The organism is Agrobacterium vitis (assembly GCF_013426735.1).
Classification (GTDB): domain Bacteria; phylum Pseudomonadota; class Alphaproteobacteria; order Rhizobiales; family Rhizobiaceae; genus Allorhizobium; species Allorhizobium vitis_D.
The window spans coordinates 995,338-1,012,500 of record NZ_AP023273.1; the positions used below are offsets into that span (position 1 = coordinate 995,338).

The following is a 17,163-nucleotide window of genomic DNA, read 5'->3' on the forward strand; positions in this document are numbered from 1 at the left end:
CCGGGTCCACCTCATACCAGCAACGGATGCGTTCAAACGGGTAGGCAGGCAATTCGATCCGCAGCGGCCGCGTTGACCATTCTGCGGCCCAGTCCACCTCTTCGCCCCTTACCCAGTTGCGCGCAAGGCTTTCTGCATCCCGACCCGTTAACGGTGCACGCGGCGGTTCTGCCATCACGTCAGCGCAATAGGCAACCTGCGTCATGTCTCCCTCGCGCATCTGGACCAGGCGCTCACGCAGGTCTGACAGCGTTTGCGCAACGACAGCCGCACGGCAGCGCAGGGCAGTCCGACCCATTTGCAATGTGTAGGCCACCCGTTGCGGATCGATAGACGGATTGGCGTCAATCCAGTCGATCATACGGGAGATAATCTGTCCCAGCCGTTCCAACGATAGGGCTGAAAAGGGCATGACCACGGGACGTGCAGGCAAATGCGGCGCAACCGCCGTGCGATATTCCTCCACGATCATGTGATTGTTCATGCCGCCTGCCCCGATTGAGGTAATCCCGGCGCGACGTGGAGCATCGGACCCGGTCCACGGACTGAGGGTCTGGTTGACCCGGAACGGAGTTTTGTGGAATGGAATCGCAGGATTCAACTGGTCTGAATGCAAGGACGGCGCAATCTGGGCATTGCGCAATTGCAGGACCAGCTTGGTAAGGCCCGCAATGCCCGCGGCGGCGAGAAGATGGGCGATATTGGACTTGACCGAGCCGAGGGCAACCTCTGTCGAAGAACCAAAAACCTCCTGCAATGCCGCGATTTCGATCGGATCACCCAATTTGGTGCCAGAACCGTGGGTTTCGATATAGCTGATATCGGCGGGCGACAGTCGCGCATCCGCCAATGCACCGCGAACCGCCCGCGCCTGCATGGCAGGGCTTGGCACGGTAAAGCCGTTGCGCGGTCCGGCATTGGCCATGGCTGTCCCGACAATGACCGCCTGAATCAGATCACCGTCGCGCTCGGCCGCTGCAAGCGGTTTCAGCAGCGCTGTCCCGACACCTTCGCCCAGGATGGTGCCATCCGCCCCGAGCCCGAAGCTGCGGATAATCTCTGCCCGGTTCGACGTGAAATGTTCCTGGGACGAAGAAATGAGGTTGTAGGGATGCAGGAGCAGATTCACCCCCCCAGCCAAAACCATCCGGCATTGTCCCTCGCGCAGCAGGCGCACCGCCAGATCCAGCGCCGTCAGGGAGGCAGAACACATCGTATCCACAAAGATCGACGGGCCAGTCAGCCCGTAGAAATACGAAATCATATTCGGCATGGTGCCGGTGTAACTGCCCGAAGCGCGCGCCCCGTGCATCAACATATTCTGAAAGCCATAAAGATTATAATGATTGCTCATTGTCCCAACGAGCACACCGACATCCCCGCCATATTCGGCCTGCAACGTCTCGCGCGAATAGCCCGCCTGCTCAAAGGTTTCGACTGCGCATTCCAACAATAGCCGGACTTCAGGCGACATGCGTTCTGCTTCCGCCTGCGAAATGTTGAAATAGCGCGGATCGAACTTATCGATATCGTCAAGAAATCCACCGGTCTGGATCGTGGATTTTCCCAGAACCTCGCGTTCGGGAAAATAAATATCCTGATGTGGCCAGCGGTCCTGAGGAACTGGGGCAAAGGAATGGCGGCCTTGCGCAAGGTTCTCCCAAAAGCGGTCAAGGGTGGCAGCACCCGGATAGCGTCCCGCCAGGCCAATTACGGCGATATCACGATCACGCGGACGGGTATGAACGGACGGCGCGCCGATGTCCGGTCTGGCGGGTGATGCTGCAACAGAGGCGGCCATGACAGGCTCTGATGCGGCGACGGTTTCTGCATGGTTCGTTGGAGTTGCCAAAGCCTGTGCTGGACGTGCGGCGATGACGGTGGGCTGTAGCAATCCGGGCAAAATCTCCGGGCATTTGCGCAGCAAGTAATCGGCAACGCCATTCAGGTTGATCGTTTCAAAAAACAGCGTAGCGGACAGATCGGTCCCCAGCCATTTTTCAAGTTTTTCAACCATTTCAACCGCCAAAAGCGAATCGAAACCATAGCGCTCGAATGCAATGCCAGGACGGATGGTTGTGGCATCCATGCCCAAGGTTTCAGCCAGCATTCTCACCAGCCTGTCCAGCAAGGCAGTGCGCAGTTCGGACGCCTCCGGCTGGGCCTGATCTGGACGTGCAGGCACAGACGCAGGCGCTTGCGCCTGTGTGGGCACGGCGACGGGTTCATCACCCTCACACAGAAACCGGATGAAACGTTCGGCATCTCCGTAACCGGCCTGGATTCGTGGGGGTAGCGCCCCATCCAGAACATCCAGAAAGACGCTCAATGCATCTTTCAAAGGGAGAGGATCTGTTCCCATCCGGCGTTTCATGCCGCGCATCACGCGGTCACTGACCTGCATCCCGCCACCGGCCCACAGGGTCCAACCAATCGACAGGCTATGCCCGGAGCGCTCCTTTTGTGCGACCCGCTCAGCGCGTTTCTGCATGAAGCGGTTCAGATAGGCATTCGCCGCCGCATAGTCAGACTGGCCGATTGCACCGTGAACCGCGGCAATAGAGCTATTGACCAGAAAAAACCGCAGGGGCATTGCTGCGGTTGCAGCATCCAGCGCCAACAGGCCATCAATCTTCGGGGCAAGAACGCGATCAAAGGACTGGCGCTCCTTAGTCCGGGCCATGCCATCCTCGATAAGGCCAGCACTGTGAATCACCCCATCTAGACGACCATGGTCACGGATAATCTGCTCCAAGGCGGCCCGCAAGCTGGAAGGGTCTGCAACATCGCAGACAACAAACGGAAAATCGGTATCACGGGGCGAAGTCCGCCCGGCAAGAATGACTGTTTTCGCCTTGCGCTGCATCAGGCTCTGCGCCATGGCGCGGCCAATCGCGCCAGCACCACCAGTGATAAGAACCACTGCGCCTTCAACATCATCACGCCGCGCCGCGCTCTGCTGCGCCCGCGCAAAGGACACCTCGGGCGGGGTATCGCTCAGGGCGACGGCGATTCCTCCGCCTTCAAGCGCCATCGTGCGGATCAGGGGAATGGCGCAGGCTCCAAAATCCGATGCCCCCGGCCGGATCCAAAGTCCTGTCAAATCGCCTGCGCGCATCCAATCACGCAAGGTGGACAGAACAAGCCAAAGGCCGTCATGCAGGCTCTGCGCGTCGTCATCTGCGGTTTGGGCGCTGGGAAGCGACAGCAAACGGGGCGTGTCTGCCGATGTCCCCACCAGCACGAAATCGTCTGCGGGAGATGCATCGATCAACCCCTGCACCGCCGCATCCGGCACGGAAACCCGACTGACCATCGCCGCTTGCGGCTCTGCCACCACAATCTCCGACGCCACAGCTGCGGACACAGGCCGCGTCGCAAGACCGTAAATCCGGGCAAGGGTCTGACCATCGGCCACCACGTCCACGTCATGTCGGCCGTCCATGCGCCGACGGCACAGCGAAACAGCCTGGCTGGCGGTGATATTGGAGATCTCAAATCGTTCGACGGCAAAGGGCACGCCCGGTGCTTCGCCCGGGAAAAGCGCGGAAACGATGGTCTGTAGCGCTGCGTCGAGCAAAACAGGATGCGCAGCAGTTTCGGGCAAGAGGGCGTCCGCCGGAAGGTCCAGCTTGCCGACCACCTGCCCTGCCGCAACCGCCATCGTGCGAACGGCGCGGAATGCGGGGCCGTGTTCGATCGCAACGGAAATCAGTCTTTCATAGGGCAGACCGAGATCAGTGCCGGATTCGGACGGCACGTCTGCCACGGGCTGCGGTTCCTGAAGGCTCGTGCGGCCTCGGACCACGACATCGCCCAGTTCATCGTGAACAATGAAACCATCTTCGCCCTGGCGACGGATCGTGAGATCGACGCCGGTTTCCGTTGCGCGCGCCGGTCTTTGCCAAACCACATCGCGTAGAGCAGCAAAATCGCTTCCCGACACGGATGCAAAGGCCCGGGCAACGTAAGACAGCGTTACAACACCGGGCAGGATGGCCACACCACCAATAATATGATGCGACAGGTAAGGATGTGATGCAGGAATGTGCAGATGGGCACCATCCTCGGTCAGATCAAACCGCAGATCCTCCACAGCAGGTGTGATGGCGGGAGCAGGCGCAACAAGCGGCTCGAACCAGTGACTGGTACGCTCAAAGACGTAACCCGGCAAATGCAAGCGTGGGAGAACGGGCACCTGCGCCGTCCAATCAACAAACGCGCCGTTAACCCAAGCCGCAAGCTGATCAGGCATATCTGCCGAAACCACGGTCTCAGTTGCCTTTTCCTCGTCGGCATGGCCAGTCCAGACATCCGCAGGCAAAGCGCTTCCCGTGGCAATGGCCATAAGCTGATCACGCAACTCCTCGCCCTTGGTCAACATCGCCGCTCGGTGGGCCATCGTCTCGCGCCCGTGGGTCAGGCTGCTGGCAATAGCCGCAACCTCGGCGGTGGGATTGCGCTCCAGCCAATGGGCCAGATCGCGGCAGCGGCGCTTCAGCGCGGCTTCGCTGCGTGCTGATAGCACGATAGGCCAGCCCGATTGGGGCATGGCGGTCTGAGATATGGCCGGTTGGGACATTCCCGCACCGGCACGAAACTCCTCGATCAGGGCATGGGCGTTGGTTCCGCCAAACCCGAAGGAACTCACCCCCGCACGACGCGGCATATCCTCTGAAGCAGGCCATGGCTCAAGCCTGTCGGCAATGCGCAACGGGGACCCGGCAAGCCGCAAAAGCGGATTTGGCTTCTCGAAGCCAGCAGTCGGCGGAATCTGCGCGTGTTTGAGTGCAGCCACCACTTTTGCAACACCGGCAATACCGGCGGCGCCTTCCAGATGGCCGATATTGTTCTTGACAGAGCCGATCCGGGTCACGCCTTCGGCGGGTGTTAGCCCGGCTTGGGCGTAAAGTGTTTCCATCGCGGTTTTCAGACCCCGAATCTCAATCGGGTCGCCGATAGGGGTGCCGGTTCCATGGGCTTCGACATAACCCAGTGTTTCGGGCGAAACTCCTGCGCGTAACAATACGCGTGTGATCAGCGCTGCTTGCTCCGTCGGATTGGTGACGGTCAGACCGGCACTGTTGCCGCCATGGTTCGACGCCACTTCGCGGATGACCGCATGGATGGGATCACCATCGAGCAAAGCCTGTGCCAGCGGTTTCAACACGACCACAGCGGCACCTTCGCCACGGACATATCCGTCCGCCCGGGAATCAAACGCCCTTGAGGTACCGGATTTGGACAACATTCCGGCCTTGGAAAACGCCAGAAAATGATCCGGCGACCAGATCAGGTTGGCACCGCCCGCAAGTGCCACCATGCAGGAACCTGCCCGCAAAGCCTGCACCGCCTGCTCGATGGCAACCAATGCACTGGAGCACGCCGTGTCGTTGGTGACGCTCGGTCCGGTGAAATTGAAAAAATAGGAGACACGGTTCGACAGCACCGCCTGAGAAATGCCGGTGGCCATGTGGGCCTCAACCTCAGGCATGGCGCGGGCCTGCATTTCCAGATAATCCCAATGGCATGCCCCCATGAACACACCCACTTGTCGCGATGACAGACGCGACGGGGCAATGGCTGCATCTTCCAGCGCGTTCCAGGCCACTTCCAGAATGAACCGCTGCTGTGGGTCCATCCTCTTGGCTTCGCGGGCCGAAATGCCGAAGAACAGAGGATCGAACTCATCCGCTGCATCGATAAATCCGCCCCAGAATGTACGATCCGGTGGAAAACCCGCGCTGCGACGCAGTTGTGGCAGTTCCGTGATCTTAACCTCACCGGACGCGATGATGTCCCAGAAGGCCTCCAATGTTTCGGCCCCAGGAAAGCGAAGCGCAAGACCAATGATCGCGATGGGTTCGGGCATAGCGGTCATGCGGCCAGCCTTTCTTCGATACTGACCGTGAGGCGCTCTCGCAGATACGCTTGCGAAACGGCAGGCAGGCCTTCGCGCCGGACATATTGATGCTGCAACATCTGGAAACTGAGAAGTGAGACAAACGCCTGGTTTTCGCTGACGCTGATACGGTCACTAGGCTGCGTCATGATCTTGGTGACCAGACGTTCGGCAAAGCGCGTGTCGATCAGTCCCGATCGACCGAGCTCTTGGGCGGACAACACCATTTCCAGATAGTCTGGTCGCTCCAGCACAAAGGATTTGCTGTCTGCGGCACGGTAGGGATGTTTGTGACGGGTGCGGATCTCCTCCGGCAGTTCAGGAAAGGCATGTTTCAGCACAGCTTTTTCCGTCCAACCGTCATCATGTTTGAGATTCACCGAGCCGGCCATGGCCACGACATTGGGATCGAGAAATGGGCAGCGGTTTTCGACACCATGTGCCATTCCCATTCTTTCCCCCTGCGTGGACAGAAGATATCCCGGAAGCAAAGTGTTGAATTCCAGCCATTGCGCCTTTTCAACGGCGGTCATGTCCACAAATCCGGGAGCTTGCGCCGCCGCAGTCATCAAAGGGTTCAGCGCACGCGCCGCAAGCGCGCGGTCAGCGAGGAGACGCAGGGACAAATTGCCATTTTGATAGCGGATTTCGTGTGAAAACAGCCCCGGCAGCCGCTCGGTTGCAAACTGGTCGTACAGCCCCACCATGCCCGCGCCGGGCGCGTTGGCGAAATGCTTGAGATAAGGATTAAGCCGCGACACCCGCATCCTGCGGGTTTCCGTGTCCAGCCCGGCCCAGCTTTCCCGCAGCATGGTTTCCCGGAACAGATCATAGCCAAGGAAAACCTCGTCCGAGCCCTCGCCGCTCAGAATAGTCTTGATGCCATCGGACTGCACCCGTTGCGACAAAAGGAACATCGGCACAAACGCCGTGCGGAACACCGGTACCTCGGCATGATAGACCGCCTGCGCAAAAGCATTGCAGATGTCGCGGTGGCTTGCGCGCACTGTTGTATGGCGCGTGCCGAAACGTTTGCTGGCAAGGTCCTGGAACGGGCCTTCGTCAAGCCCCTCGTCCTCAAACCCGATGGAATAGGAGGATATGGGTTCAGCCTTGGGCAAATCAGCCAAAATAGCCGCGATGATCGTACTGTCCAGTCCGCCTGACAGATAGAGCCCCACCGGCACATCACTGCGCATACGGATGGTCACGGCGCGGATCAGGGCAGCGCGAACCGCTTCTGCGGCATCGGCCATCGATGAGAACTCTTGCCGTGGCTTGAAGTCCAGCGTGGTATAGCGCCCTGACTTGACCGTTCCATTGGCAGCGATTTCCATCCAGCCACCAATGGGCAGGGTTTCTATACCTTTCCAGCCGGTCTGGTCGGGCGATGGGGTCCAGCTCGCCAAAATGGCGGCGAAATGCGCGGGATCCGTTTCAAAACTGATACCACTGCACCCCAGGAAAGCCTTGATTTCCGAAGCGAAAACATAGCGTCCGTTCGTCTTCGCCCAAAACAGCGGTCGTTTTCCGAACCGATCGCGTGCCAAAACCAGAGCCTTCGTTTCGCGGTCATAGATGGCAAAGGCAAAAGCACCGTTCAGCCGCGGCAGGCATGCGGCCCCCCACGCTTCCCATGCACGCAGCAGCACTTCCGTATCACCATCCGTGCGGAACTGCATGCCATGCAGTGACTGCAATTCCTGCCGCAGTTCGACGTAATTGTAGATTTCACCGTTAAAGCAGCACCAATAGCGCTGAGAGGGGCTGGCCATTGGTTGCTGGCCCGAGGCAAGATCGAGAATACTCAACCGCACCATGCCAAGGGTGCAGCGGTCGTCCCGATAATACCCGGCCTCGTCAGGGCCACGATGGCCGATGCGGGCCAGCATGGCCACGATCTCATCGGGGCCTTGAGGATTACAAGCTCCATCGGGTGCATATGATCCGGCGATACCACACATGGCTCATCTCTCCTGTTGCTGCACCAATTTGGCTGACGCAGCGACCGCCATGCGCCGCAGGCTGGACATCACATTGGTCAGGAATTCATCATCTTCCAGCGTGAGCTGGAACTCTGACTGTAGAAAACCGAGCAGTTGGACATAGCCGAAACTGTCCATGATGCCTGCTTCAAAGAGATTGGTATCGACATCGAAATCCTCGCCGAAAATAACGAGAAACTGCTCTTCGATATATTTTGCTATCCGCGGCGCAACGGTATCCATAGAATTTTAAGTCCTTGAAAAATCTCGGATTGCACGTTCGATCCTGTCGGCGGTTGCCGTCAGAAGCTGTGAATTGACCGCAACAACTGTGCGGTTTTGCCAATCGGCCAGGCTTGTACCCGCAACCCACTGGTTGAACGCGCCCATGGCGGGGCCGCAGTGGATCTGAAAATCGACTTTCCGCTCTGCCGCACCTTGCAGGGCCAACCGCCCCGACAGGCCGAAATACCAGCGAAAAATGTAGGCCATCTTCTGTTTGGGCACCGACAGCGCACGTTCGATGGCCGCAGGCGGCCAATAGGCCAGGCAATCCTGCCAGACCTGATCGAAACCACGCTGGAAATAGCGTGTTTCGATCTGGTCGCGGGTCTGATTATCGATATCCTCGATCCGATCATGATGCATGTAGAGATCGAAAAGCCGGTTGGCGCGCGCCGGAAACAGCACGCCCCGCCGCAAGACTTGCACCTGCGCGCCGATTTCAAACATATCGCCAGCGGGTGCATAGGCTGTATCTTGAACTTCGGCCTCGGCCAGCATTTGCTTGACCAGCGTGCTCGTACCCGCTTCCTGCGTGCATTGGTTGATGGATCCGGTCACGGTGAACTCGGCCCCAAGAACCAGTGCCGAGGCTGCGGCATCGGGAGTGCCAATGCCGCCACCCGCACCAATACGCACTGGGCGTGCATAGCTCATTTCCGCCTGCACGGCATCCCGCAAACGGCAGATCGCCGGGATCAGGACCGTTGCATTTCCCTGATCGGTATGACCGCCAGAATCGGCCTCGACGCAGATATCGTCGGCCATTGGAATCCTTTTGGCCAATTCCGCCATTTCAGACGTAATATCTCCCTTGGCCAGCAGCGATTGAACAATCTGATCCGGTGCTGGCAGGAGAAAGATCCGGGCCACCTCGGGGCGGGACAATTTTGCCACGACGCGGTTGCCGATAGCGACACCTCCCGGTGAAAGCGCGTCGCGTGAAAGCCCCAGCAAGCGGTAGCGTACCAGTTCGGGAGTCATTTTGATAAAGGCGGAAGCCTCAATCGTCCGAATGCCATACCGCAGGAACAAAGCCACATTGGCGGCCTCGTTCGATCCGCTCAACAGGTTCACACCAAAAGGCTGGCGTTGCGGGATACGTGCTGTCAGATCGGCCAGGGCGGACTCAACCCGTTCCGACGACAAACCTCCCGTTCCAAAGAAGGACAGAATGCCCGCATTCGCGCAGGCAACAACCCAATCCACACTGGCAATGCCATGCACCATGCCGCCACAAATATGAGAATACCGAACACCATGAACGGCACGGAATGCCGCCGAGCCCAGCGTTTCCGCTCCCAGGCCACTGCCAGTCTTTTGCACGATTGGCACGGCGGACGGTGCAAGGATTGCAATTTCGGGTGCAAGTGACGGTACAACAAGCGGTCCCGGCATGGCCGCAACATGCGTGCGGCGGATCTCCGCGATCATTTGCGTCAGAACCGGCTTCGGAGCAAGCTCGACAAAGTCGCGCACGCCCATATCCAGCATATGCCCAACGGACCCAACCCAATCAACGGATCGCGACAGCAGACCGGCGATCTGGCCACCGATATTGATTGCGGAATACGGACGCGCCGTCACATTCGACACCACCGGCACCAAGGGCGGGGCGAACCGGAAAACGGACAAATATTCGGCAAAAGCTGCTTCCGCCTTGCGCATCAGCCGTGAATGGAACGCGCCGCTGACCGGCAGGGGAATGCAAGCCTTTGCACCTTCAGCCTGAATGATCCCCGCCGCCGCGCGGATCTGATCCGCATCGCCGGAAATCACAATCTGCCCGGGCGTGTTCAGGTTGGCGATATCGACCTGATCGAAACCTGCATTGTCGATAATCTGTTCAAGGCGGGGACGATTCAGTCCGAGGACCGCAGACATCGCACCGGCAGGAGCCTCTGCCATCAGTTCGGCTCGCTTCTTGACGATGCCAAGCGCAGTCTCGAAATCCATGACGCCCGCCGCATGGAGCGCGTTCATCTCGCCAAGCGAGTGCCCGGCCAGAACATCGGGCATGCCGTGATTTGCAACATGGTGTTGCCACGCCAGCGCATTGACGCAAAAAATCAAAGGCTGGGCGTAACGCGTATTGCCCAGTTTACCCGACGGGTTTTCATGGCAGACATCGGCAATGGAATAGCCGAGAATGCGGTCAGCACTGGCCACCAGATCCGGAAACCGCGAGAAGTGTTCCTCGCCCATTCCGGTGACCTGCGACCCCTGCCCCGCAAAGACCACCGCCTTACCCCATCGACCACCCCGCTGCGAAGAAGGGATTTGTTCAAGGTTTTTCATGCTCACCTCGTCCAGCGCCTTGAGGCGGTCCAGTTCGCTCTGACCCGCCGCGAACGGTGAAAGGATACGCTCTTGCGGCCACTCTTGCGCCGCGCGCAACGACCGTGCCGCCAAGGTGGCAAGGCTGCCCGAAGGCCCGACATCGATGAGACGGAAAACCTTGCCCAGCGACTCCAGCGTTTGTACAGCCATACGGAAATTGATCTGCCCGCGCCCGACGCGGGCGAAATGGGCGGCATCGGGCGCAGCGATGATCCTGCCGGTCATGGCCGAAATCAGCGGCACTTGCGGAGATCGGTAGTGACGATTGGCAAAAACCGCAGCAACGTCAGCAGCGACGGCGTCCATAGCAGTGGTGTGGAAGGCCCTTGCGATCGGGGGCGTGACCACCAGATGTCCATCGGCCCGCAGCTTGTGTCCAGCCGCGTCTATAGCACCTTCTGGGCCTGCAATAATAAATTGATTGTCTGCTTGCTCTCCAACGAATTCCACGCCGATGAGGCCATCCACTGCCGATATCGGCCCAAGGACGGTCATCATCCGTCCAGCAGCACACCCGTTCTGAATGATGCGGGCGGTTTTGGCGATGCAGCACAGCATTTCCTCGGGCGGCAGGACGCCTGCGAACGCGGCTGCCGCAAATTCGCCCAGGGAGACGGCAAGGCAAATGTCTGGCCGGGTTCCACCCGCTTGCAGCCGAAGGGCCAGTCCCAATTCCACCATCAACAGCGCTGGGTGGGTAAAACACAGGTCTTCGCACAGCGCGTCCCGCCCGATGTTTTCCGCGTAAAGCCGCTCCAGAACAGATTGATTTCCGTCAGCAACCAGTGCGCCGTCCAACCGCAAGAGTATATCACGGAAGACGGGATCGTTTCGGAACAGTTCGGCACCCATCTGGAAGTACTGGACACCCTGCCCCGGAAAGAGAAAAGCCGTTCCTTGCGCTGTCTGAGACGTGATCTCGGCCGGAATATTCTTCATCTCAGGCCCGCCAGTATCCTACCACAACCGGAACTCTCACCGAAACCGCGCAAAGGCCGCGTAACATCCTGTGGCTGCCCCAGATAGGCGATCCGATCATAATCACCAGGCAACAAAACCTTCGACACCGCGCTTAACGCTTGCATCTTTTCCACGGCCCTGAGCCCGGCATTGACGCCAATTAGCCGAAGCAGCCTTAGAAACACTGCAAGCGCGTTAATCTGCACATTGTTCCGCGTGCTGAATCCGGCAAGCGCAAGCGTCCCACCCGTGCGCAAATGACGGTCAAGCCAGTTCACCAGCCCCCCAGTCACATTGAAGGCCGCGTCAAAGATTTCCGCACCAAACGTGTCTGCGGAAAACGCGGCTGCATCCGGCACATTCCCAACCGACGCAACCCTACGTTCTGAAAGGACATCCGCCCGAGTGGGATCACGGGTCATGGTTTGAACCTTATGCCCGCTGCGTACAAAATAGGTGGCGGCAAATCGTCCGGTGACGGCCCCGGACATGCCCTCAGGCAAACCATTCGCACCTTCATTGCCGGGAACGTGTCCTTCTGGAGCCGCGCCTAGAGCATCGGACCGAAAAGTGGGAACCAGATTGTGGATAAATCTGGTGCGAAAACAATTTCTTAGAGAATCGTAGCGATTCCTATTTTCGGTCCGATGCAATAATATTCCGGATGCCGTCACGGGGTCGCGAAAGTTCAACCTGGCATATTCAATCTTGACCCGAAGCAAGGGCAGTACCCTATAATCCAGAGCCATAGAATCCGGGCTTTTCACGAGAAAGAGCTTGGTTGGCACTTTTTCAATCCCAAAAAAATAAATAAATAAAGGCAATACTACTATTACGTGAGCATCGCGCTATCTGAGGTGGCTTGTCAAGCAATTATTGCGGGATTTTTTGCATTGTTCGCGCGGTTCCTAGTTGTTTGATCCTGGACTTTAATGGTGCATTATTTTCCCTCGAATGGAAGGAAGCACTATGGGCCAGGTTCTACACGGTCGCGCCACAACGACAGAGGCAATCCGTCGAGCAATACAAAATAGTCAAGAGAGCCTGAGAGCGCTCTCAAAGCGGTATGGGATCAACCCGAAGACCGTTGCCAAGTGGAAGAAGCGCACATCGGTTGCCGATTTGGCGACCGGGCCGAAGGAACCGCATTCGACAGTCTTGAGCCTCGAGGAGGAGGCCGTGATTGTCGCCTTCCGCAGGCACACGCTTCTACCTTTGGATGATTGCCTTTATGCCCTTCAGCCAACAATCCCGCATCTGACGCGCTCGTCCTTACATCGATGCCTACAGCGCCATGACATTTCACGACTGCCGGAAGTCGAGGGCGACAAGGAGCCAAAAAAGAAGTTCAAGAGTTACCCCATTGGCTACTTTCACATCGATATCGCTGAAGTCCAGACCGCTGAGGGCAAGCTCTATCTGTTTGTGGCCATTGATAGAACGTCCAAGTTTGCCTTCGTCGAGCTTTACGCCAAAGCCGGAAAGATGAATGCAGCCCAATTCCTGCGCAATCTGGTCAAGGCTGTGCCCTATGCCATCCATACGGTTCTGACGGACAACGGCATTCAGTTCACCAATCGGGCCTGCGATCTCTACGCCTTCCATCACATCTTCGACCGGGTCTGTGACGAGAACGGCATTGAGCATCGTCTGACCAAGCTGAAGCACCCATGGACCAATGGGCAGGTCGAGCGGATGAACCGGACGATCAAGGAAGCGACCGTCAAGCGTTTCTACTACGACGATCACGACCAACTCAAAAGGCATCTCGCCGACTTCATTGATGCCTATAATTTCGGGCGAAGGCTCAAGACCCTAAAAGGCCTCACGCCCTACGAATTCATTTGTAAACGATGGACTTTGGAGCCGGATCGTTTCATCATTGATCCGATCCATCAAATGCCGGGACTAAACACCTAGACTGTGCCATGGCCATCATCCTTAATTATGTCCAGAAGACATAAGCCTTCTAGACACAGATGACTGATGGTGGCTTATATCGCTTTGCGCTACGTCAACCGTCTAGAAAGTTTCACAAAGCAATTTCGAAAGGCGGTATCATCTCAACCGTGAGGACTTACGGAGTAAGCCGCAGGTTCGAAACTGTGCGCACCCTTCCTTGTAACCTATAAACAGAGCTGAAAGCCCGGGGATCTCATTCCCCAAACGCAAAAATCCCGCAGCATTTAAGGCTACGGGATTTTGTGTAACTATTGGTTGCGGGGGCAGGATTTGAACCTGCGGCCTTCAGGTTATGAGCCTGACGAGCTACCGGGCTGCTCCACCCCGCGTTATATATTGTTATTCGTTAACGGAATAAGGGTCGCTTGAGCGACCCTTTATGTTTTCGGCTGGGCCGATGTTTTTGAGAGAAGATGATTGATTTGAGTATGAACATTGCGCTTAGCAGACCTGGCAGCGACCTACTCTCCCGCGTCTTAAGACGAAGTACCATTGGCGCAGGGGCGTTTCACGGCCGTGTTCGGAATGGGAACGGGTGCGGCCGCCCCGCCATGACCACCAGGTCAGCTAAGGGCAATGTTGATGCTTCGCATCAACATTGTTCCCTTTTCTTTGGCAAACCTTTCTTCAACACTGACGTGTTGAAGGGTGCCAAAGGACCATACGGAACCGTATTGATGCTTTGCATATTTGAGAAGCTGGATTTTTTATGAACACGTCTTTTTTCGTTTTCGTGGCACTCATCGGACAAAGTCCGCAAGGCCAAGGGCCGTCGCACCTGATGGTGCTGGCCGTCCGCAGCGAAGGCTCAAAGAGCCGACAGCGTCAGGACAAAACAGATGGCATCATCAAAGCCGAAGGCTTTGATGAGCATGGTCAATGAGAACGATTAAGCCAATCGAGCTATTAGTAACGGTAAGCTTCGCAGGTTACCCTGCTTCCACACCCGTCCTATCAACGTGGTCGTCTTCCACGGCTCTGATAGGGAATACTCGTTTTCAGGTTGGTTTCCCGCTTAGATGCCTTCAGCGGTTATCCATTCCATATATAGCTACCCTGCTATGCCGTTGGCACGACAACAGGTCCACCAGAGATATGTCCATCCCGGTCCTCTCGTACTAGGGACAGATCCTGTCAATATTCCTACACCCACGGCAGATAGGGACCGAACTGTCTCACGACGTTCTGAACCCAGCTCACGTACCGCTTTAATTGGCGAACAGCCAAACCCTTGGGACCTGCTCCAGCCCCAGGATGCGATGAGCCGACATCGAGGTGCCAAACAACCCCGTCGATATGGACTCTTGGGGGTCATCAGCCTGTTATCCCCGGCGTACCTTTTATCCGTTGAGCGATGGCCCTTCCACGCGGGACCACCGGATCACTATGACCGACTTTCGTCTCTGCTCGACTTGTCAGTCTCGCAGTCAGGCGGGCTTATGCCATTGCACTCGACGACCGATTTCCGACCGGTCTGAGCCCACCATCGCGCGCCTCCGTTACTCTTTCGGAGGCGACCGCCCCAGTCAAACTACCCACCATACACTGTCCCGGATCCGGATAACGGACCGCGGTTAGACATCCATGACGATAAGGGTGGTATTTCAAGGATGGCTCCACTCGAACTGGCGTCCAAGCTTCAAAGCCTACCACCTATCCTACACATGCCGACACGAATGCCAGTGTAAAGCTATAGTAAAGGTGCACGGGGTCTTTCCGTCTGACCGCAGGAACCCCGCATCTTCACGGGGAATTCAATTTCACTGAGTCTATGTTGGAGACAGCGGGGAAGTCGTTACGCCATTCGTGCAGGTCGGAACTTACCCGACAAGGAATTTCGCTACCTTAGGACCGTTATAGTTACGGCCGCCGTTTACTGGGGCTTCAATTCAAAGCTTGCACCTCTCCTTTTAACCTTCCAGCACCGGGCAGGCGTCAGACCCTATACGTCGTCTTGCGACTTCGCAGAGCCCTGTGTTTTTGATAAACAGTCGCTACCCCCTGGTCTGTGCCACCCCTCTCCACTTGCGTAAAAAGGGGTCACGCTTCTTCCGAAGTTACGCGTGCAATTTGCCGAGTTCCTTCAACATAGTTCTCTCAAGCGCCTTGGTATACTCTACCTGACCACCTGTGTCGGTTTCGGGTACGGTCTATACGGTGGAGCTATTTCCTGGAACCACTCCACTGCACAATCAATCCAGTAAGACTGTACAATTTGTGTGATCCGTCACTACCACCAGGCCCACGAATATTAACGTGGTTCCCATCGACTACGCATTTCTGCCTCGCCTTAGGGGCCGGCTAACCCTGCTCAGATTAACTTTAAGCAGGAACCCTTGGTCTTTCGGCGAGGGGGTCTCTCACCCCCTTTATCGTTACTCATGTCAACATTCGCACTTCCGATACCTCCAGGATGTCTCACGACTGTCCCTTCACAGGCTTACGGAACGCTCCGCTACCACGTGCATTACTGCACATCCTCAGCTTCGGTGCATGGCTTTAGCCCCGTTACATTTTCGGCGCAAAGACCCTTATTTAGACCAGTGAGCTGTTACGCTTTCTTTAAATGATGGCTGCTTCTAAGCCAACATCCTGGTTGTTTTGGGATCCTCACATCCTTTCCCACTTAGCCATGACTTGGGGACCTTAGCTGGAGGTCAGGGTTGTTGCCCTCTTCACGACGGACGTTAGCACCCGCCGTGTGTCTGCCGATTAGTACTCTCAGGTATTCGGAGTTTGGTTAGGATCAGTAAGACGGTGAGTCCCCATAGCCCATCCAGTGCTCTACCCCCTGAGGTATTCGATCGACGCACTACCTAAATAGTTTTCGCGGAGAACCAGCTATTTCCGAGTTTGATTGGCCTTTCACCCCTAACCACAAGTCATCCCAATCTATTGCAACAGATGCGGGTTCGGTCCTCCAGTTGGTGTTACCCAACCTTCAACCTGCTCATGGCTAGATCACTCGGTTTCGGGTCTAATGCAACTAACTCAATCGCGCTATTAACACTCGCTTTCGCTGCGCCTACACCTACCGGCTTAAGCTTGCTAGTTACACTAAGTCGTTGACCCATTATACAAAAGGTACGCAGTCAGGCTTTCGCCCTCCTACTGTTTGTAGGCATCCGGTTTCAGGTTCTATTTCACTCCCCTTGTCGGGGTGCTTTTCACCTTTCCCTCACGGTACTTGTTCGCTATCGGTCATGCACGAGTACTTAGGCTTGGAGAGTGGTCTCCCCATGTTCGAACAGGATTTCACGTGTCCCGCCCTACTCTAGGACAATGAGTGTTCTACGCGTACGGGGCTGTCACCCACTATGGCCAAGCTTTCCAACTTGTTCCGCTTTATTCCTCAGTGCCACTGGCCTGGTCCGCGTTCGCTCGCCACTACTTGCGGAGTCTCGGTTGATGTCCTTTCCTTCGGGTACTTAGATGTTTCAGTTCCCCGAGTTCGCTTCTTACCCCTATGTATTCAGGATAAGATACCTTATTTGCGATATCTAGAAACCTCTTTTGCTGAGCCCTATCACCCGGACGTTCCGGGTGTTTTTTTCCTGTCTTCACGCTGTCGCGATCTTCGATCGCTGCGCTACAGACGGTGCGCCAAACGATTGGCGTGGCCTATCGGCCTGTATGGAAGTTCCATACCATCGTCTGTTGAAGAAACAGATTGTTGGTCTAGCAAAACAGATTTTCTAGATATCTAAGGTGGGTTTCCCCATTCGGAAATCC

At 56.8% G+C, this 17,163-nt stretch carries 7 protein-coding genes, 1 tRNA gene and 2 rRNA genes (2 of these 10 cut by a window edge); 2 read left to right on the forward strand and 8 right to left on the reverse strand.

The window, feature by feature from the left end; all coding sequences use genetic code 11:
• The 5 genes in view from H1Y61_RS21560 to H1Y61_RS21580 are tightly spaced (at most 6 nt apart) and all read right to left on the reverse strand, a layout consistent with a single transcriptional unit that may run on beyond the window.
• Positions 1 to 5,881: the 5' portion of an SDR family NAD(P)-dependent oxidoreductase gene (locus H1Y61_RS21560; RefSeq protein ID WP_180574777.1), read on the reverse strand. Its footprint begins 3,185 nt before the window's first position; only the first 5,881 of its 9,066 coding nucleotides appear in the window; it begins with the start codon at positions 5,879 to 5,881; its stop codon lies beyond the left edge, outside the window.
• Positions 5,878 to 7,866, reverse strand: coding sequence for an asparagine synthase (glutamine-hydrolyzing) (gene asnB, locus H1Y61_RS21565; RefSeq protein ID WP_180574778.1), 1,989 nt, complete (start codon positions 7,864 to 7,866; stop codon positions 5,878 to 5,880). Before asnB ends, H1Y61_RS21560 begins: the two co-directional genes overlap by 4 nt.
• Before the next feature lie 3 nt (positions 7,867 to 7,869).
• The gene (locus tag H1Y61_RS21570) at positions 7,870 to 8,130 is read right to left on the reverse strand and encodes a phosphopantetheine-binding protein (RefSeq protein WP_174113055.1); all 261 of its coding nucleotides are present in this window, start codon (positions 8,128 to 8,130) and stop codon (positions 7,870 to 7,872) included.
• A gap of 6 nt (positions 8,131 to 8,136) precedes the next feature.
• Complete coding sequence (gene fabD, locus H1Y61_RS21575) at positions 8,137 to 11,448, reverse strand: ACP S-malonyltransferase (RefSeq protein WP_180574779.1); 3,312 nt, start codon at positions 11,446 to 11,448, stop codon at positions 8,137 to 8,139.
• Positions 11,445 to 12,293, reverse strand: a complete 849-nt coding sequence (locus tag H1Y61_RS21580; protein WP_180574780.1) for an MDR/zinc-dependent alcohol dehydrogenase-like family protein — start codon at positions 12,291 to 12,293, stop codon at positions 11,445 to 11,447. Before H1Y61_RS21580 ends, fabD begins: the two co-directional genes overlap by 4 nt.
• Before the next feature lie 145 nt (positions 12,294 to 12,438).
• Between H1Y61_RS21580 and H1Y61_RS21585 the strand changes: the two genes are divergently transcribed.
• A complete protein-coding gene (locus H1Y61_RS21585; RefSeq protein ID WP_180572729.1) occupies positions 12,439 to 13,389 on the forward strand; it encodes an IS481 family transposase in 951 nt (316 codons plus the stop codon).
• Positions 13,390 to 13,683: 294 nt separating this feature from the next.
• Here H1Y61_RS21585 and H1Y61_RS21590 read toward each other — a convergent pair.
• Positions 13,684 to 13,760: transfer RNA gene (locus H1Y61_RS21590), tRNA-Met, on the reverse strand.
• Positions 13,761 to 13,879: 119 nt separating this feature from the next.
• Positions 13,880 to 13,994 (reverse strand): 5S ribosomal RNA (gene rrf / locus H1Y61_RS21595).
• A gap of 146 nt (positions 13,995 to 14,140) precedes the next feature.
• Here rrf and H1Y61_RS21600 point away from each other — a divergent pair.
• Positions 14,141 to 14,314, forward strand: coding sequence for a hypothetical protein (locus H1Y61_RS21600; RefSeq protein WP_174113773.1), 174 nt, complete (start codon positions 14,141 to 14,143; stop codon positions 14,312 to 14,314).
• 2 nt (positions 14,315 to 14,316) lie between these two features.
• Here the strand turns inward: H1Y61_RS21600 and H1Y61_RS21605 are convergent.
• A 23S ribosomal RNA gene (locus H1Y61_RS21605) occupies positions 14,317 to 17,163 on the reverse strand (it continues 108 nt past the right edge of the window).

What these genes read in the sequence shown, in the direction of transcription:
- H1Y61_RS21570 (WP_174113055.1), bottom strand. Translation starts at nt 8,130, where the DNA reads ATGGATACCGTTGCGCCGCGGATAGCAAAATATATCGAAGAGCAGTTT.
- asnB (WP_180574778.1), bottom strand. Translation starts at nt 7,866, where the DNA reads ATGTGTGGTATCGCCGGATCATATGCACCCGATGGAGCTTGTAATCCT.
- fabD (WP_180574779.1), bottom strand. Translation starts at nt 11,448, where the DNA reads ATGAAGAATATTCCGGCCGAGATCACGTCTCAGACAGCGCAAGGAACG.
- H1Y61_RS21600 (WP_174113773.1), top strand. Translation starts at nt 14,141, where the DNA reads ATGAACACGTCTTTTTTCGTTTTCGTGGCACTCATCGGACAAAGTCCG.
- H1Y61_RS21585 (WP_180572729.1), top strand. Translation starts at nt 12,439, where the DNA reads ATGGGCCAGGTTCTACACGGTCGCGCCACAACGACAGAGGCAATCCGT.